Here is a 19,314-nt window from a genome sequence, read left to right as displayed (position 1 = left end):
CATTTATCCCATGATCATGAAAAAATCTGTACTACTGATTGCACTATTATTTTCTGCAGGCCTTTTAAAGGCACAAACCGCCAAAACAGATTCGGCCACGAGCACCGATTCGCTGATGAAAATGCTGAACGTACCCCAGAAAGGCGAACCGGTTATTGCCACCTTTAAGGCTACCCGCCTGATATTATCGCAAACTACCGAAACCGTTAAAAAGAACGAACTCAACTTCTTAGTGATCCATCGTTTTGGCGATATTGGCGGCAGCAACGGCGGCGGTAAAACACTCTGGGGCTTAGATAACTCATCAGACATATACATTGGCTTTGAGTATGGCCTTATCGATAACCTGAACATTGATTTTGGCCGCAGTAAATTTGAACAGCTGCTGGAACTGGGCTTAAAATATAACATACTGCATCAAAAAACGGATGACAGCATGCCTGTAGCCGTTACCCTGATAGGCAAAACGGGGTTTAAGCCATACCATGTAAACACCACTGTTTTTGATTATTACGCCAACCGTTTCTCCTACCTGGCACAGGCGGTATTTGCGCGTAAATTTTCAAGGGCCCTATCGTTACAGGTATCCCCCATGTACCTGATAAATAATGTGCCCTACCCGTTCATAGCCGGTAACGAGAAAAATATTTTTGCGCTGTCGGCTGCCGGGCGGTTAAAGTTCAGCAAGCGAATGGGGCTGGTGTTAGATTATGTGCACCCCTTCTCCAGCTTCAGGAACAACAGCATTAATCCTAAATTTTATAACGGGCTTGGGGTAGGGATAGAGATAGAGACCGGCGGCCACGTTTTCACCATCAACTTTAGCAACGCGCAGGCTATATCAGAGTTTAACTACATCAACGATACCGAATCGAGCTGGGGCAAAGGGCAGTTCCGCCTGGGCTTTACCATCTCCAGGATCTTTGATTTTAACCGGAAACATAAATCTAACTACTAAATACGCTCACAATGGAAAGACAAGAATTTTTAGCCAAATTAGGCATCAGTATGGCAGCGGTTTGCGCCGGCTGCAGCATTATCGGTTGCGGATCTAAGGGCAGCGACCCGGCACCGGGAGATAGCGGCACAAAACCGCCTGTAACAGGCAGCGGCAGCGTATTCACTGCAGACCTGAACAGTGAATTGCAAACGGTGGGCAGTTCTAAAATATCAAACGGTGTCATACTGGTGCGCCTGGCAACAGGTGCGGTAGCAGGCTCGTTTACAGCGGTGCAGGTAGCCTGCACACATGAAGGTACCGGTATTAATTATAACACTAACCAGGGGGTATTCATTTGCCCTAATCATGGCAGCCAGTTTAATACATCCGGGGGCGTATTGCAGGGGCCGGCAACCGCTGCACTTAAAAAATATACGGTAACCGTAACCGGCAGCACCTTAACGGTAACAGCATAGCTGATGATTGAATTATTGATTTAGTGATTTATAAAAAATCACTAAATCAATAATTCGTTAATTAACTATAACGCCCTGCGGCAAACTGGCTGATCCCGGCTGACGGCGTTTCTTCGTTCAGCACCTCATCTATCAGTTTACCGGTTGCGGGTGCAAGGCTTAAACCCATCATGCCGTGCCCGGTGGCAACAGCCAGGTTCTTATATTTATCAGATACACCGATGTAGGGTAAACCATCAGGCGAGCATGGACGGAAACCAAACCAGATATCTTTTTGCTGTGGCAAGGCAGGTGCAAAGCCCGGGAAATACTTAGGGATAGATTCTACAATACCGGCAACCCGGTTCATATTAATTTGCTGGTTTATTTTACCTATCTCCATTGTACCGCCAAAACGGATCTGCCCGCTCATAGGCGTTACAGATACCCTTGCTTCGCAAAGCAGTGAGGGGATGGTCATGCGGCTTTGCGGTTCTTCTACCATAAAAGAATAGCCTTTGCCGGGCATCATCGGTACTTTTAAACCGGATAGCTTAGCTATGGCAGGTGTCCATGCACCCACAGCCAGTACATATTTATCGCCGGTAAAACTTTTATCCTTGCTTATGATCTGCGTTACCTTACCATCCGCATGTTCCATAGCAGTAACCGGTGTATTGCGGTGGATCTTTACCCCCGCTTTTTCTAAATGTTTAACCAGGCCCGGTATCAATTTATTAGGATGCAAATGCGCATCACAGTGATAGTGCACTGCGCCTAACACATCCAGTTCGATATCCGGCTGCAGCTTACGGCATTCATCAGCTGTAAGGTATTGCGCATCTAAACCCAAGTTAGTTGCTTTTTCGGCTGTATGGCGTTCTTCCTCCTCAAATTTCGGCGTTTTAAACAGCATCAGGATACCCTTATCGGCAAAGCCGAAATCAAAATCGGCATCATCCTCTAAATCCTGGTAAAGTTTTTTACTGAGTAAAGAAAGATCGCGCAGGGCACCTGCCGAACGCTCTACATGATGCTTGTTTGCCGCCTTCAGGAATTTAAATCCCCAGCCGATCAGCTCAGGATCTAAAGATGGTTTTACATAAAATGGACTTTTACTATTAAACATCCACCTGATGCCCTGCTCTATCATACCCGGTGCTGCCAGCGGGATAAAGTGGCTGGGTACGATCATCCCGGCATTGCCAAAGGATGCATTGTCGCTCAGGTCGCCCTGTTCCAGTATCTCTACTTCCCATCCAGATTTATTCAGGTAATAGGCCGAAAATAAACCTATGATACCACCACCAATTATTATTGCTTTACTCATACCCCCTGCCCCCCTGAAGGGGGAATTTTTGATTAATTACTTAATTATTTTCTATTTCTACTTTACTTTCTTACCCTACCATTCAGGGAAGGCCGGTGGGGTTTATATCACCTGAAACCCAAACGCATACGGGTCATCCTCATCATCAATCTTGATGGTATTGTAGCCGTAAACTTTTGCCCAGCCCTCTACACCGGGTACCATGGCAGGTTTACCGCCCAGCGTCAGTTCATCTTCTACCGTGCCGATGAACTGGCTGCCGATAATACTTTCGTGGATGAATTTATCGCCTTTCTTCAATTTGCCTTTAGCATGCCATTGCGCCATACGGGCAGATGTACCTGTGCCGCAGGGCGACCTATCTATCGCTTTATCACCATAAAAAACGGCGTTGCGGGCAGTAGCCTCCGGCGATAGGGTTGCGCCTGTCCACAAGATATGCGAACAGCCATTTATAGTAGGGTTTTCGGGATGAACGAAGGTATATTTTTCGTTTATCCGCTGGCGTAACACACGGCTCCAGGAGATCAGCTGATCTGCCGTGTGGTTCTCTAAACCCTTAAAGTTTTCCTGCGGATCTACAATGGCGTAAAAATTACCGCCATAGCTAACATCCACCGTTATCATACCCAGATCCGGGCATTCTACCTCCAGGTTTTCTGCAGCCAGGTAACTTGGTACATTTACCAACTTTACCGATTTAACTTTTTTACCTTCCTGCCGGTAGGTTATCAGCACCAGGCCCGCAGGCGCTTCCATACGTACCACGCCAGGCACCTTTGGGGTTATCAAACCTTCCTCAATAGCAATAGTAATGGTGCCGATGGTACCATGCCCGCACATGGGCAGGCAGCCGCTGGTCTCGATAAAAAGCACGGCCACATCATTCTCCGGGTTATGAGGCGGATACAAAATACTGCCCGACATCATATCATGCCCCCGTGGTTCAAACATCAGCCCCTTGCGGATCCAGTCGTACTCTTTTAAAAAGTGCTGGCGCTTTTCGCTCATGTTGTTCCCCACCAAATTGGGGCCGCCGCCTGCAACCAGCCTTACCGGGTTGCCGCAGGTATGCGCATCTATACAGAAAAATGTTTTATTCATTTGTTTTTTTGGAGTGGAGAGTGGGATAAAGAGGTGCGTAGTCTTACTTTTCGCACTTCGCTCCTCCCTCCCCGCGCTTTCTATTTAGCCATTTCACCATTAACCAACCGCCAGATGTTAAGCGGGTTGCCATCTTTCAATTCATCCGGAAGCAGATCGTTCTCCCAGTTTTGCCAGCATACGGGGCGCACAAAACGTTTGATAGCGCCTGTACCTACCGATGTAAACCGGCTATCGGATGTTGACGGATACGGGCCACCATGCTGTATGGCATTGCCTACCTCTACACCGGTTGGCGGTCCGTTCAATATCACCCTGCCAGATATTTTAGCCAGTTTATTAGTAATATTTTTATACTGTGCCAACTCCTCTTTCTCGGCCATTACAGATGCCGTTAGCTGGCCCTGTAATGAATTTACCACTGCTTCCAATTGCGCTTCATCGTCTGCAACAACCAGCATGGTGTATGGGCCAAAAACCTCTTCTTTAAATTTATCATCAGCTAAAAACGCAGCTGCACTTATTGCTGTAACCAGCGGTATTCCCTGGTTTTCTTTACTTGTATCCAGTTTATCAGATTTGGCAATAACGCTAACTGCTTTATCAGCCAGCATACCGGTTGACAGCTTGTTGAAATTGGCACAGATACCCGGCGTTAACATGGTAGATGAGTCTATAGCTGTTATAGCCGCAGCCAATGCCGCTTTAAACTTATCTAAGCCGGCAGATCTGATAGCCAGCAATAAGCCCGGCTGGGTACAAAACTGGCCAGCATTATTAGTTATAGCCGCGGCTAAATTAGCCAGCTCCTGCGTGCGGTTATCTAAAGCTTTGGGTAGTAACACAATAGGGTTGATGCTGCCCATTTCGGCAAATACCGGGATGGGCTCATCACGCTCCTGCGCCATTTTAACCAATGCCATACCGCCTTTAAACGACCCGGTAAAGGTTACAATTTTGGTATGCGGATGCTTTACCAGGGCTTCGCCAACGGTGTAACCATCATCATATAAAATAGAAAATACGCCTTGGGGCAGGCCGTTTGCTTCGGCTGCTTTTTTAATGGCTTCGGCCACTAAAGCGCTGGTACCCGGGTGTGCCGGATGCGCCTTAACTATTACCGGGCAGCCTGCTGCCAGGGCAGAACAGGTATCGCCACCGGCTACAGAAAATGCCAAAGGGAAATTACTTGCACCAAATACTACCGCCGGCCCAACAGGCACCATCATTTTGCGGATATCTGCACGCGGCAAAGGCTGGCGATCTGGTATGGCGGTGTCTATCACAGCCTCTACCCAGCTACCTTCCTCAATAAAGCCGGCATACATGTTCAGCTGGCCGGTTGTACGGCCGCGTTCGCCCAGTAAACGGGCGGCAGGCAGGCCGCTTTCGGCCATGGCCTGCTCTATCAGGGCATCGCCTATATTATTTATTTCGGCAGCAATACTGCGTAAAAAAGCCGCCTTTGTTTTAGGGTCGGTAAGGCTGTAGGTTTCAAATGCTTCAGCCGCTAATTGCATCGCTTTATCAGCATCAGCTGTGCTGGCAGCATTAAATTCGGTTTTGATCTCGGCACCTGTTGCAGGGTTTACCGCATGGAATGCCTTGCCGCCTTTGCTGTATTGATAACCAATTAAATTCCTTGTTTCCATCGTGTTTTTTTTGTTGCCAAAGGCCTGCAAATGCATTAACTGTTTAGCTATTCATCGGCAAGCCTTAAGTACAACGTATATAATATATGTTTAGCTTACGCCGGTTACATCAACTTCGGCTTCTACACCCCAGGTACCTGCAGGTAATTCCGGGCGGTTTTTTACAGCGTGGTTAATAATACCTAAAACCCTGTCGCGCTCATCGCCGGTAATCTTCATTCTTGGTAAACGCACGGTTTCGGTACCCAGGCCGGTAACAGATTCGGCCAGTTTAATATATTGTACCAGTTTTGGGTGGATATCCAGCTCCAGCACGGGTAAAAACCAACGGTAAATAGCCAATGCCTCTTGCATACGGCCTGCTTTTGCCAAACGGAAAATAGATACCGTTTCGCGCGGAAAAGCATCAACCAAACCAGCCACCCAACCGTGGGCGCCCATAAATAAGCTTTCTAAAGCCAGGGTATCCACACCGCAAAGTATGGCAAACCTGTCGCCAAAGCGGTTGATCATACGGGTTACGTTGCTTACATCACGGGTAGACTCTTTTACCGCCTGGATATTCTTGTACTGAGAAAGTTCCTCAAACATATCCAGGGTAACTTCAATTTTATAATCGTAAGGGTTATTATAGATCATGATAGGCAATTCGGTGCTTTTGGCAACGGCTGCAAAGTATGCTATGGTTTCTTCTACATCTGCCAGGTAACGTAAAGGCGGCAGCATCATTAAACCATCGGCACCATATTTTAAGGCATTTTCGGCACAAAGCAATGCGGCTTTGGTGGTTTGCTCGGCAATATTCAATATTACATAGGCACGTTTAGCAACCACCTCTACGGTGTGTTGTAATAATGCTATCTTCTCACTATCGCTCAATACGCTTGCTTCGCCCAGCGAGCCGCCAATGATAATTCCGCTTGCGCCGGCTTCTAACTGTGCTTCGATATTTTTATCGAACGCATCAAAATCAAACTCGTCATTCTCTGTAAACTTGGTTGTTACTGCCGGGAATACCCCGTTCCAATTTATGCTCATAATATTAGCCCCCTCTAAATCTCCCCCGTTAGGGGAGACTTGTTTTTTTAATTGTTAATATGTTAATTTATTTCTCTGTGATTTTTAAGTCCTCTCCTTTTGGGGGAGTTGGGTGGGCCAACTTACTTAGTCAGCAACTCTACATACTTTACCTGCTGCGGAAACCACACCGTCATTTCGCCTTTGCCTCGATTTGCCCACGAATAGTATGGGATAGCCGTTAGCGTTTTGTTTTGGGTGCTGATGCTTAACCCGCTACTATCAACCTGTACCGCTTTTACATCGCCGGTTAAAACAGTTACACCATTTAACAGCTCGGGTTTGTAAGCGGTGGTAAAAATTGTGTTTTGCGGGATGATGATATTTGCCGCTTTACCGTCATTATCTTTCCATTCGGCGCAGTACATAACCGGGCCCCGCTGCAGGGCAACCTTATTGTTATCCTCGGCCAGTTTTTCGTTAGCCACCACACGCTGCACATCCATCGGCAGGTTCATTTCTACCTTATCGCCCTTTTTCCATTTTTTGCTGATAACTGCATAGCCGTTCTGAATTATATAGTCAACCGCTTTGCCGTTCACTTTTATTTCTACTTTTTTGTTCTGTGCGGTTTGGTAGCTGTATAAGTCTGAAGGTACCGCCTGGTTTTGCGCCCAGCCCGGTATGCGCAATTTCAAATTCATATCCATACTGCCTGCCGGGTTAACAGTAAATTGCAGCCCGCCATCCCAGGGATAATTATTTTGCTGAGTTATTTGCAGGCCCTTGTTATTTACCTTAAGGTTACCTGTACCGCTGATGAATAGGTTTACAAAAACATCATTACCATTTTGGGCGTAAATATAGCCGGGGATGGAAGGCATCAGCCTAACTACATTGGTAGGGCAGCAAGAACAGGTGAACCAGCCGGCGCGCTCGCGCTCGATATCCGGGTGATTAAACCCATCCTGGATCTGCATAGCATTGGTATAAAAAAACGATTTACCATCCAGCCCAACGCCCGATATCAGGCCGTTATAAAGCGTTTTCTCCAGCACATCAATATATTTAGATTCGCCATGGAGCAAAAACATACGCTCGTTCCAAAACACGTTGCCAATGGCTGCGCAGGTTTCATTATAAGCCGTAGCGTTTGGCAATTCATAGTTAGCGCCGAAACGCTCGCCATCGCCAACGGCACCAATGCTGCCCTGCACATACATTTTTTTGCCCACCATGTTGTTCCAGATCTTATCAATAGCGGTAAGGAATTCCTTATCACCGGTAAGGGCTGCCACATCTGCCATGCCCGAGTACAGGTACATGGCACGCACGGCGTGGCCTTCGGCTTCGTCCTGGTCTACTACAGGTTTATCATCCTGCCAGTAAACGCCATTTTCGTAGGGGTTTTTGCTTTTTTTATTATATTCTTTATGTCCGCGTTCTTCAATAAAAAACTTGGCCAGGGCCAGGTATTCTTTTTTACCCGTAACGCGGTACATTTTTACCAGGCCCATCTCTACCACCTCGTGGCCCGGCGCTACGTGCCTTTTACCAGGGCCAAAAGTGCGTACTAACAGATCGGCATTTTTGATGGCGATGTTTAAGAAATTACGTTTACCGGTTGCCATAAAATGCGCAACGGCACCTTCATACATGTGGCCTGCATTATAAAGCTCGTGGCTGTTTTCCTGCTCTTTTACCCAACGCTCGGTACCCAGCCAGTCGCCTACATGCAGTGGGTCTATCGTACGGGCGGTGTATAAATAACCATCGGCTTCCTGTGCTTTACCTACAATAGTTATCATCGAATCTACATAAGCATCCAGTTTCTTATCAGGATGCAGGGCGAGCGAATAAGATGCCCCTTCTATGGTTTTGTAAATATCGGTATCATCAAAAGGGTAGGTGGTGCAGAATTTACCTTTACGCTCTGCAGCCATCTGAAAGTTTTTTACCCTGCCGGTACTTTCACACCGGGCAAATGATGCCGGAATGGTTACGGTACGGTTGGTCTCTATGCGCGACGTCCAGAAATGATCTGTCAGCTTTACATTGGTAAAGGCCACGGGCTGTATAGGGTAATCCTGCTTTTGTGCTAAAGCAAAAAAACTGCAAAAAATAAAAAGGATCAAACAAAGCTTTCTCATGGCTGCACCTGTTGATGATGGTTAAATCAAAAGTACAAGATAATCATCTCTGTTTAAATTGATTTTTTACCTGATATTGCCCATATTTTACCATAATAAATCAAACAACATAACGCAACATGGTAAAATATCATAAGATAAGTTGAGTAACGGATACTGATTTGCCTTTTTAATGGCAAAAAAGCAGGTTGAGCCTCGCTGCTATTTTAATTACTTAAATTTTTCTGTTAACATCATATTGCTGATTAATTTACATAATAACCCTATATTAGGACTATAAATTAATACTTATTATGAAAAGAAAGATCTTTAGTACAGCCCTGTTATCCTGCTGCTTTATGATATGCCTTGCAGCCGCAGTTTTTGCCGACCTTAACGGAAAATGGACCGGTAATTTAACCATGAGCGACGGAAATACCTTCCCGGTTACTTATGATTTTAAGGTTGATGGCGAAAAATTGACCGGCACGGCCCAGTCGCCGCAGGGTGATGTAAACATCGAAGATGGTAAAATTAAAGGTGACGACTTTACTTTTAACGTAAATGTTAACGGCCTTGATGTACCGCACAAAGGCAAAGTTTACCCGGATTCGGTTTCGATGAACTTAAGCATCAGTGGAGACCCTGCGCATTTCACTTTAAAAAGAGTTAAATAACATAATCTGCCTGCCCGTTAAATATTTTACAGCCCTGCCAACCCGGTGGGGCTTTTTTGCGTTATGTAAATAACAGGCTTGTTAAATGCTTTACAACGCTTACCTTTGCGCCAAATGTTACAACGTTTAACCGCATACTTATTAATTGTATCCGTAGTATCGGCCAATTTCTCGCGTTTTTTTGTTTACGCGGGTTTTGAGCTGAACAAAGGCTACATTGCAGCTAAACTTTGCGAGAACCGTAATAAACCGCAACTGCACTGTAACGGCAAGTGCTACTTTATGAAAAAAGTAAAACAAGCCGAAGAAAAACAAAACACCGACGACAGGCAGGCACAAAAAAACCTTTTCCAGGAGGCTAATTGTAATCAGCCCGCAACGGTTAAGTTTTACGCGGTACTATTATCGGTCACTAAAGTTCCTAATTACCGTATCCAACTGCCGCAACAAATGGCAACCATTTTTCAGCCGCCCCGGCTGGCATAAAAACGCCCAATAATTCATCTAATACAGTATTGATACCGGCTTAACGGCCCTTATCTGCTATGCTTTGGCATAAGCTGTAATTTATTTATACCCGCAATTTTTACTGCAGGTACCCTTACACGTTTTTATGAAATTACATTCACTATTATATTACATGATATTACTTTGCCTTACCCCTGCCCTTTGTCTTGGCCAGGGTAATCTGCAAGGCACTGTTACTGATGCACGCACGCACGAGGCTATCCCCGGCGTAATGATAAGCAACCCCAACACAGGCAAACTGCTTACTACTACTAATGCCAAGGGTAAATTCACATTAGCCAGCGATACTCTTAAAACGCTGCGCTTTGCCATGATAGGGTTTAACGATAAGCTTTATACCGTAACCGGCAAAGCATCCATCGAAATAAACCTGGAACCCTCTACCATTGATCTGCAGCAGGTGGTAGTAACTGCCAGCCGCGAGCGCCAGGCCAGGCAGGATGCGCCCATCGCTATCAGTAAAATAAATGCTACACAGATACACGATACCAAAGCAACGGCACTTTACCAATTACTAAACAAGGTAACCGGTGTTTACATGGTAGATTTGGGGAACGAACAGCATACCATGGCCATTCGCCAGCCCATAACTTACAATGCGTTATATCTATATATGGAAGATGGCCTGCCTATACGCCCTACCGGCATCTTTAACCATAACTCACTTTACGAGATCAACATGAGCGGTGTGCGCGATATTGAGGTAATTAAAGGCCCTGCATCATCCCTTTATGGCAGTAACGCTATTGGCGGCGCCATTAACTTTATTACACAGGGCCCGCCCGCCGGCTATGCAGGCAATGTATCTGTACAGGGCGATAACTACCATTACCGCAGGGTTGATGCCGATGGTGGCTTTACAGCAGGTAAGTTTGGCCTTTATGTTGGCGGCTACATAGCCAAACAGCGCGACGGATGGCAGGACTATACCGACTTTGACAAATACTCGGGCAATTTTAAAACCACTTATGATTTTGATGCATCCACCCGTTTAACCACATCAGTAGCCTATAATTATTTAAACACCCAAACTCCGGGCAGTTTGGATAGCGCTAAATTTTACAGTCGCACTTACGGGGCCAACCAGCGTTTTACTTACCGTAAAGTGAAAGCCTTTAGGGCCAACACCAAACTGGAGCACGCCTGGGGCAACAAAAGCAGCACCTTCCTGACTTTGTTTTACCGTAATAACTCTACCGCGCAATTACCCAGTTACTTTATCTCTGATGTGAGGGATAACGCGGGTAATTACCTAAGCTCTAACGGGCAGGAGAACGACCAGAGTTTTCATAGCCTGGGTTTACTGGCACAACACAGGCAGGATATAGATTTTCTGCACTCGCGGTTAATTGTAGGCGCTTATGTAGATAACAGCCCCAGCAGTTATTACGCCAAGTTTTTGAATATACAAAAGGATGTAGCTAACAACTATTACACCGGCTATACAGCTACAGGTAACTACATTGATAACTATCGTATTAAGCTGTTTAATACCGCGGCCTATGCCCAGTACGAATTAAAACCTGCCGAGCCCTTACGCATTGTGATGGGCTTACGTTACGATCGGATCCATTATAACTTTAATAATGGCATAACCGCAGGCAGCAAATACAAACAGCAGGAAACTAACGATTTTAACATCGTGGCGCCTAAACTGGGGCTTACCTATAACTTTGGCAACAACAAAGGTTTATACGCCAACTACAGCGTAGGTTTCCAACCACCGGAAACCGGCGACCTGTATAGTGCCCGCCAGTTAACCCCGTTAAAACAGGCTACCTTTAATAACTACGAAGCTGGCGGCTGGTTCACAGCATTCAACAAAAAAATGTATGTAGAAGTAACCCTGTATGATCTGGAAGGCCGTAACGAGATCATCAGCCAGCTATTGCCTGATAACACTACCCAAAACCAAAACGCCGGTGCAACCCGCCACCGTGGTGTAGAGTATTCGGTAGCCTATGCGCCGGTTAAGGAATTAAGCTTTAGGTTTAGCGGTACTAATGCTAAACATACTTATGTAGATTATAACGAAGTAAGCACCAACTACAGCACCGGTACCAATACGGTTACGGTTTACAACGGCAACCGCATGAACAACGCCCCAAGCTGGATAGCCAACTCCGAGATCACTTACAAACCGGCTTATATAGATGGTTTCAGGATAGCGGGCGAGTGGCAGCATATTAATAAATATTTTACCAATCCGGCTAATACCAAAACCTATTCGGGTTACGATATTTTTAATGTGCGCACAGGCTTTGATGTAAAAAGCGGGCCGCTTAAAGGGGCGGGTATCTGGTTCAACGTTATTAACGTTACCAATAAGCTTTATGCTACAACTGTAACCAGCAACCAGTATGGCGATACTTACAACGCCGCACCACCGCGCGTTTACACCTTGGGCATTAGCTATTCATTTGCAAAACACTAATATGGCAACAGCAAAACAAAACTTTTATAAATGGCATAGGATATTGGGCTTAACAGCCCTTATCCCTGTGATGATGTGGACTTTGAGCGGCCTTTCGCACCCGTTCATGTCCAATTGGTTCAGGCCAACTATTGCAAGGGAAACATATAAGCCCGGGCAGCTATTTTTAAAACCAACGCTATCTATTCAGCAGGTGCTGGATAAAAATGCCATAACAGCATTTATTAATTTTGGATTGATAGGCTTTAATAATAAGCCCTACTACCAGGTACTGGATAAAGATAGCACCCGCAATTACTATTCGGCAAATACAGGCGAAGTATTAAAAGATGGCGATAAACTGTATGCCACCTACCTGGCGCGGTACTTTACGCAGGATAGTACATCTAAAATAAAAAGCATCACCTTGCAAAAAACTTTTGATGCGCACTACCAGCCCATTAACCACCTGTTGCCCGTTTGGAAGATAGCTTTTGACCGGGCAGATGGTATGGATGTGTATGTAGAAACGGCACAAAGCCGCATGGGTACATTTAACAACAATATCCGCAAGGCCATGCTTACTGTTTTTGAGCAACTACACACCTGGGATTTTCTGGAAGCCATAGGCGGCGAGCAATTCCGTCTGGTAGTGTTGCTGATTATTGTAGGCATTATGTCCTTATCGCTGGGAAGTGGTTTGACTGTTTATGGTTTTTTCTGGAAAAAGTTTAAAACCATTAGCAATAACCGTAAGGCAACAAAAAAAACGGATACCCGCTTTGTGCACCGCTTCCACAGGCAACTGGGGCTCATTGTGTCTTTTGTGATGCTAACGTTTATTATCAGCGGGGCATTCCACCTTATAATTAAGCTCTGTAACAAACCCATCGAAAAACAGTACAGTCAGCTTATCGAACGTACCAACCTATCCCATTCTAACTTGCAATTACCTGTGGATAGCTTAAAAAGTATTGGATTAGTAAATTATGCCGATAGCACATATTACCAGGTAAGCAATTTTAATAAGGATGTAAGTTATTTCAACACCGTAAGCGGCCGGCAGCTTGCAAATGGTGATAAACTTTATGCTGCTTATTTAAGTAGTTTTTATTATACAACTAATTCGCCCGAACAAGTTTATGGTAAAACCGAGGTTAGCCAGATCCGCCAGTTTGATAACGAATATGGCTTTATTAATAAGCGCCTGCCTGTACAAAAGATAGCCTACCCTAATGGCGAAAACTGGTATATAGAAACCACCACATCGCAGCTGGCCACAAAAGTTGCCGGCATAGATCGCGCCGAAGGGCTTTCTTTTATATTTTTACATAAATATTTCGGCATGAGCTGGGCCGGCAAAAACATCCGCGACGTGGTAAGCATGCTTGCCGCGCTGGGTGTGTTTGTGGTATCAGTGTTCGGCTTTATCGCTTTTATTAAAAACAAATAATCAACATGAAAAAAGCATTGATCATATTATCATTCGCGGGCCTGCTGTCAGGGGCCGCTGCTTGTAATACCGCCCCTAAAACAGAAACCAAAGAAGCCGCTAAACCAAAAGGTAAATACTATTGCACCATGCACCCGGAGGTTACATCAGATAAGCCCGGCACGTGCAGCAAATGCGGTATGGACCTGGTGGAGCGGGACGAGGTAAAAAAATAAACGTCCGCGTTTTTGATCCGGCCAATTACTTAAGCAATAAATTGACTCTTTACTTACAGCTATTGGCAAGCAATAGCTGTAAGTTTGTAAAAATTAAAAGCAATGAAGATCGAGATCTGGAGCGATGTAATGTGCCCGTTTTGCTACATTGGCAAACGCCGTTTTGAGGATGCCCTGCAGCAATTTGCCCATAAGGATGTAGTGGAAATAGAATGGAAGAGCTTTCAGCTTAACCCAGGCATGGTTACCGACCCGTCTGCCAACATCAATCAATACCTGGCCGATGCCAAAGGCTGGACGCTGGATTATGCCCGGCAAATGAACAATCACGTTACCGAAATGGCGGCCGAGGTGGGGCTAACCTACCATATGGATAACGCTGTTGTAGCCAATAGTTTTAAAGCCCACCGTTTTACTCATCTGGCTAAAAAGCATAACCTGGGCGATGCAGCAGAAGAAGCCCTGTTTAAAGCTTACTTTACCGATAGTAAAAATGTAGATGATACCCACACCCTGGTTGAACTGGGCGAAGCCATTGGCCTAAATGCAGAAGAGACCAGGCAGGTATTGGATACTGATGCTTATGCAGACGATGTAAAACATGATATTGCAGAAGCACAATATTTAGGGATACAAGGCGTACCATTTTTTGTGGTGAACGGTAAATATGGGGTATCCGGGGCGCAGGCCGTACCGGTATTTACTCAAACGCTGCAAACCGCTTACAGCGAATGGAAGGAAGAAAAAAGCACCCCCCAACTAAACGTTATTGAAGGCCCGGCCTGCACACCCGATAGCAATTGCTAATTTAAAGGCAACTTTTAAATATTAGCCAACCTAATACAGGTTTAGGCCGTATAAAACGTAAATTTTATACCCCGATGAATACCGTAGGCCTTATGAATAAATGCTACTCAAAACTTGTTGTGATCATATTTCTTGCCATTGCGGTAACAGGCTGTAAGATCGATCCGCCGCTTAACCCGGACGGGACACCGCTTACCCCGGGCAGTACCAGCGGAAGCTCCGGCACCAGTATCAGCTATACTTTAGATGGTAAAACAACAAAATTTACTATCGGCTTTTTTCAGGTAATTTCCGCATCGATAATCCCGCCAAACGGCAGTGTACAGATAGGCGGTGGTTTAGACCCTGCCACGTCCTTTTCACTAATTGCCGCAACTTCGGCTACAGGCACCTTCAATGCCGATATCATTACAATAGGTAAAAACCTTTTGGGTGAAGGCAAAGTTACCTTTACAGAGATTAAAACAACTGATAATACCGGCTTAAAAGGAACCGTAAAAGGAACTTTTACAGGTAAAGTAAAAGATTTAACCGATTTTACCGAAAAAGAAATTTCGGGATCATTCAGTATTAACATGTAAACAAACTGTTTATTGATATATTGTTTATTAGTATTAATTTTAATAATTAATATTTAGATAGTACTTTTGCATCTTAGTGTAATAAATACACTAAGATTTGACATTACTTTGAAAGCAATTACCCCAACCTACAATTTTCCACGAACCACGCTGCGCATAGCAGTTGGTGTAATGTTTTTTATGACCGGCTTGTGCTTTGCCAGCTGGGCATCGCGCATTGCCACCATTCAGCAAAACCTTAACTTAAGCGATGCTGCGCTTGGTGGTGTGCTATTTGCCTTACCGGTTGGCTTAATGTGCTCGCTTCCTTTTTCGGGTTGGATAATTACCCGCATTGGCAGCCGCAACCTGCTCATTGCCGCCCTTACAGTATATGCGGTATCCCTGCTCTCGCTTGGTATCGCACAAAATACCATTCAATTAATTGCCTGTTTACTGGTGTTCGGGTTTTCCAGCAACGCGGTAAACATATCTGTAAATACCCAGGCCATTGCCGCCGAAGAGCTTTATCAGCGCCCAATCCTTGCTTCATTCCATGGGTTATGGAGCCTGGCCGGTTTTACCGGTGCGGCTATTGGTACGTTTATGATAGGCAACCACGTTATCCCGTTTAAGCATTTCAGCCTCATCATGGCTATTGTTATTGTAACGGTTATATTTACCACGCGCTACTTAAAAAACGATAAGCCGGCCAGCACAGGCCCCGTTTTTGTAATGCCCGATAACTCCCTCATCAAGCTTGGCCTTATTGCCTTCTGCTCGATGATATGCGAAGGCGCCATGTTTGACTGGAGCGTTATTTACTTTAAAAAGATTATACTGGCGCAAAATGCCCTAATGGGCGCCGGCTATACTGCATTTATGTTCACCATGGCTACCGGCCGCTTTATAGCAGATAAGTTTTCGCACCGCTTTGGCTTAAAACGCACCTTACAAATAAGCGGTATGCTTACTGCAACAGGGTTAATTATTGCGGTTGCATTCCCCTACTTATATACAGCAATTTTTGGCTTTTTACTGGTAGGTTTTGGGGTATCATCGGTAGTGCCGCTGGTTTACAGTGCAGCAGGCAAATCTACCACCATGTCGCCCGGTGTGGCTATAGCAGCGGTATCTACCATTGCGTTTATGGGCTTTTTAGTAGGCCCCCCGGTTATTGGCTTTATAGCAGGTATAGCTTCGTTAAAGGCCTCTTTTATGCTGATAGCCGCAATGGGCATCTGCGTAACAGTGTTTTCTACCAAGGCAAAAATTTAGTTATTCCTTGTTCAGATCGGCGGCGTTTGGGTTAAGCACATACTCAAAATTTTCGTAGCCGTTATGAAAGATGAACTTCAACCGTTCGTGGGGCAGGCTGATATCCAAAGAGATAGCCCCCAGGGTGGCGGGCAGGTTATCCCTTATCAATTTCAAATCGGTTACATGGGGCATATCTATATGGATATCATCGCCATGTGCTTCTATCTTCCAATCCTTAAGGCCGGCCCCCTGTAATACATCCAACCACTTTTGCTGATAAGCATTCATAATATATTTGTTTGGATAGGTAGAACAGGCGGCCCGGTATTAAGTTTTATTTCAGCGGGGTATAGCTGCTTATTTTTGTGATGACATGTACCGGCCATACACGGCTAAGGGCGCCAATCTGTTACCAAAAATCGTCCTCGGATCACCAAAAAACGACCTGAAATCACCCTCGCTTACCTGGCCGGGGTAGGGTACATAATAATGGTCGGGCCGGCCGTTGCGCCAGGCCATTACGTAGGATGTTTTATGCCTGGCAAGCGTTGGCAGCAAAACTTTGGTCCACCAGTCGGCCTGCGGGATCTGCTCGTACCCGGTTTCGGGCAGGCAGGCAAGCTTATGGGTTTTGGCAGCAACCACATCTAAAATACCCAGGCGCATATCCAGCTTGGCCTGGTAATCGGGCACGCTTTTATAGCAGTAATTATCAAAGCCTATAAAATCGGCATAAGCATCACCGGGGTAGCGCAGCATAAAATCGGCCTCGCTGTTAAAATCAGCCACCGAAAATACAATCAGCAGGTTGTGCAGCTTTTTAGTGTTGCGCATATAATCAACCGTAAAACGCCAAAGCTGTATAAACTCTTCGGGGGTGCTGGTATTGGCGCACCACCAAAACCAGTTACCGGTAAGCTCATGAAACGGGCGGAAGAGTATCGGGATCTGCTCGCCATTTTCACCTTTCAGGCCGGCCATATAATCGGCCCCTTTTTCCAGCCATTTTACATACACCTCATGATAGGCGCCGCCCGGTAATAACTCTTTAACACTGCGGTTGGTAGTATCCCAGGCGGTTTTACCGTTTGTTGGGTTATCCATATGCCAGCAAAAAGTATTGATACCACCACGATCGTAAGCCTCGCGCACCAGCTTTTTTTGCAGTTTGAACGGGATGCCGTTGATATCATTAGCGCTGTCGTGCTCTATCTTGGCCAGGTCCCAACCATACATAGCCGGGTAGGAACCGGTAACGCTTTTCACGTCCGACCGGTTGGGCTCGTAACACCAGCCCACCCCGTAGGCGGTATCATCATGGTGGCCAAAAATAGCGCCTGCCCCAACCAAACGCTGCATACTGTAAAACAGCTGTTTGGTTTCATAAGTGGCCTGCCTGTCGCAAGGATTATACAATTGTGCCATAACCGGGATACCGCAAGTTAACAGAATTGCAGTAACAGCGTACCGAAAAATATTTTTCATATATATAGCCTGTTATAATTTAGTAAGTTTCAGCATCACCACATCGTGCGACGGAAGATCCTGTTTAAACGCAGCCTTTGTGGTACCTACGTTCTTTTTAAGCCAAAGATCGCGCAGGGCATATTTATTTTCGGCGAACTTGATGCTGCTACCCGCCTCTGCATTGGTTATATCCAGGTCGCTCCATTTAATATTTATTTTTTGCACTGATGACGACCTGTTTAAAAAGCATAAAGCAAGCTGATTGTTTTTAAGCGGCTTAACCCACAGCTGCACGCTATCGGCTAATTTTACGGGATAAGCTGCAATGCCCAGCTCGTCCTGATCTATATCGATAACTTCTTTATTGGTTAGGATAGCTTGGGTTTGAGCAGACATCTTACGCAGATCGTTCCCGGCGGCAAGCGGGGCTGCCAGCATGCACCAAAGCGAAAAATGGGCCTTATCTTCGGCGTAGCTCATACCGTTGCCAACCTCCAGCATATCCGGGTCGTTCCAGTGGTTTGGGCCGTTATACTTGCGGATGGCGGGCTGCTTATCTAAAATAGTAAGCACACTTAGCGCGCTCCAGGTGCCCATGTGCTTATCAGCAGTAAAATTAGCCGTAATATCGCCGGTAGTGCGGTATTGTTCGCCTACGCCTTTGGCCCAAAGCCAGGGCTGGTGGTTACCCCATTCGCAAAGGCTGAACAATATGGGCCGGCCGGTTTCCTTTAAAGCCGAGCTCATGGTAATATATGCCTCCCTTGCGTTCAAGCTATCGGTATTGCACCAATCATACTTCAAAAAATCAACACCCCATGATGCGTATAATCTGGCATCCTGGTATTCGTGCCCGCGTGTACCGGGATAGCCTGCACAGGTTTTATTACCTGCGCAGTTATAGATCCCGAATTTTAAGCCTTTGCTGTGCACATAGTCGGCAAAGGCTTTCATCCCGTTAGGGAATTTTTTCGGGTCGGCCACTAAATTACCGTTGCTGTCGCGCTCCATGGTCATCCAGCCATCATCCAAAACAAAATAACGGTAGCCCGCATCGCGCATGCCCGATGATACATACGCATCAACCATCCCCTTTAACAGGGGTTCATCAATCCGTGTCTGGAAGGTGTTCCAGGTATTCCACCCCATAGGCGGGGTTGGCGCCAGGTTACCTGTTACCAGCTTTACTTTTTCTACAGTAACCGGCGCGGCGCCATCCGGCGTTTGTGCCGATGCCTTGCTGCCAAACCATACCAGTGTTGTAACAGCTAAACAACTATTTATAATAAATCGTGCTTTCATATGCT

18 protein-coding genes are annotated in these 19,314 nt (G+C 45.8%); 10 read left to right on the top strand and 8 right to left on the bottom strand.

The genetic code is table 11. The features are described 5' to 3' along the window. Positions 1–10: 10 nt before the first annotated feature. Together E2R65_RS06120 and E2R65_RS06115 are read left to right on the top strand one after the other, a co-directional pair. A complete protein-coding gene (locus E2R65_RS06120) occupies positions 11–958 on the top strand; it encodes a DUF5777 family beta-barrel protein (RefSeq protein WP_134335615.1) in 948 nt (315 codons plus the stop codon). An 11-nt stretch (positions 959–969) separates the two neighbouring features. After that, positions 970–1,416 carry a QcrA and Rieske domain-containing protein gene (locus E2R65_RS06115; protein ID WP_134335614.1) on the top strand — a complete coding sequence of 149 codons (447 nt, stop codon included), beginning with the start codon at positions 970–972 and terminating at the stop codon, positions 1,414–1,416. 61 nt (positions 1,417–1,477) lie between these two features. Here the strand turns inward: E2R65_RS06115 and E2R65_RS06110 are convergent, their stop codons facing one another. The 5 genes from E2R65_RS06110 to E2R65_RS06090 form a co-directional block, all read right to left on the bottom strand. Then, entirely contained in the window at positions 1,478–2,725 is a 1,248-nt protein-coding gene (locus tag E2R65_RS06110) for an NAD(P)/FAD-dependent oxidoreductase (protein ID WP_134335613.1), read from the bottom strand. 102 nt (positions 2,726–2,827) lie between these two features. After that, positions 2,828–3,829, bottom strand: a complete 1,002-nt coding sequence (locus tag E2R65_RS06105) for a 4-hydroxyproline epimerase (RefSeq protein ID WP_134335612.1) — start codon at positions 3,827–3,829, stop codon at positions 2,828–2,830. A gap of 80 nt (positions 3,830–3,909) precedes the next feature. Beyond that, complete coding sequence (locus E2R65_RS06100; protein WP_134335611.1) at positions 3,910–5,481, bottom strand: aldehyde dehydrogenase (NADP(+)); 1,572 nt, start codon at positions 5,479–5,481, stop codon at positions 3,910–3,912. Positions 5,482–5,571: 90 nt separating this feature from the next. Then, positions 5,572–6,519, bottom strand: coding sequence for a dihydrodipicolinate synthase family protein (locus E2R65_RS06095; RefSeq protein WP_134335610.1), 948 nt, complete (start codon positions 6,517–6,519; stop codon positions 5,572–5,574). A 122-nt stretch (positions 6,520–6,641) separates the two neighbouring features. Then, complete coding sequence (locus tag E2R65_RS06090) at positions 6,642–8,648, bottom strand: glycoside hydrolase family 127 protein (protein WP_134335609.1); 2,007 nt, start codon at positions 8,646–8,648, stop codon at positions 6,642–6,644. Between the two features lie 293 nt (positions 8,649–8,941). Between E2R65_RS06090 and E2R65_RS06085 the strand changes: the two genes are divergently transcribed. From E2R65_RS06085 to E2R65_RS06050, 8 genes are all read left to right on the top strand, one after another. Beyond that, entirely contained in the window at positions 8,942–9,304 is a 363-nt protein-coding gene (locus E2R65_RS06085; RefSeq protein ID WP_134335608.1) for a glycoside hydrolase, read from the top strand. A gap of 114 nt (positions 9,305–9,418) precedes the next feature. After that, positions 9,419–9,790, top strand: coding sequence for a hypothetical protein (locus E2R65_RS06080; protein ID WP_134335607.1), 372 nt, complete (start codon positions 9,419–9,421; stop codon positions 9,788–9,790). A gap of 154 nt (positions 9,791–9,944) precedes the next feature. Beyond that, positions 9,945–12,266, top strand: a complete 2,322-nt coding sequence (locus tag E2R65_RS06075) for a TonB-dependent receptor (RefSeq protein WP_158285228.1) — start codon at positions 9,945–9,947, stop codon at positions 12,264–12,266. Between the two features lies 1 nt (position 12,267). After that, positions 12,268–13,698, top strand: a complete 1,431-nt coding sequence (locus E2R65_RS06070; protein ID WP_158285227.1) for a PepSY domain-containing protein — start codon at positions 12,268–12,270, stop codon at positions 13,696–13,698. Positions 13,699–13,703: 5 nt separating this feature from the next. After that, the gene (locus tag E2R65_RS06065; RefSeq protein ID WP_134335604.1) at positions 13,704–13,913 is read left to right on the top strand and encodes a heavy metal-binding domain-containing protein; all 210 of its coding nucleotides are present in this window, start codon (positions 13,704–13,706) and stop codon (positions 13,911–13,913) included. A 102-nt stretch (positions 13,914–14,015) separates the two neighbouring features. Next, complete coding sequence (locus E2R65_RS06060; protein ID WP_134335603.1) at positions 14,016–14,720, top strand: DsbA family oxidoreductase; 705 nt, start codon at positions 14,016–14,018, stop codon at positions 14,718–14,720. Positions 14,721–14,794: 74 nt separating this feature from the next. Beyond that, positions 14,795–15,301 carry a hypothetical protein gene (locus tag E2R65_RS06055; RefSeq protein ID WP_158285226.1) on the top strand — a complete coding sequence of 169 codons (507 nt, stop codon included), beginning with the start codon at positions 14,795–14,797 and terminating at the stop codon, positions 15,299–15,301. Between the two features lie 108 nt (positions 15,302–15,409). Continuing rightward, positions 15,410–16,558 carry an MFS transporter gene (locus E2R65_RS06050; RefSeq protein WP_229704651.1) on the top strand — a complete coding sequence of 383 codons (1,149 nt, stop codon included), beginning with the start codon at positions 15,410–15,412 and terminating at the stop codon, positions 16,556–16,558. On the opposite strand, the gene E2R65_RS06045 is transcribed toward E2R65_RS06050, so the two are convergent. From E2R65_RS06045 to E2R65_RS06035, 3 genes are all read right to left on the bottom strand, one after another. Then, on the bottom strand, positions 16,559–16,828 hold the full coding sequence (locus E2R65_RS06045; RefSeq protein ID WP_134335601.1) for a hypothetical protein: 270 nt from the start codon (positions 16,826–16,828) through the stop codon (positions 16,559–16,561). It abuts the gene before it with no gap. Between the two features lie 69 nt (positions 16,829–16,897). Then, positions 16,898–18,025, bottom strand: coding sequence for a glycoside hydrolase family 26 protein (locus E2R65_RS06040; protein WP_134335600.1), 1,128 nt, complete (start codon positions 18,023–18,025; stop codon positions 16,898–16,900). Positions 18,026–18,037: 12 nt separating this feature from the next. Beyond that, complete coding sequence (locus E2R65_RS06035) at positions 18,038–19,309, bottom strand: glycoside hydrolase family 27 protein (RefSeq protein ID WP_134335599.1); 1,272 nt, start codon at positions 19,307–19,309, stop codon at positions 18,038–18,040. Positions 19,310–19,314: the final 5 nt, after the last annotated feature.

This window comes from Mucilaginibacter phyllosphaerae (genome assembly GCF_004378255.1).
GTDB classification, from domain to species: Bacteria; Bacteroidota; Bacteroidia; order Sphingobacteriales; family Sphingobacteriaceae; genus Mucilaginibacter; species Mucilaginibacter phyllosphaerae.
This window is presented reverse-complemented; position numbering and strand designations above follow the sequence as displayed.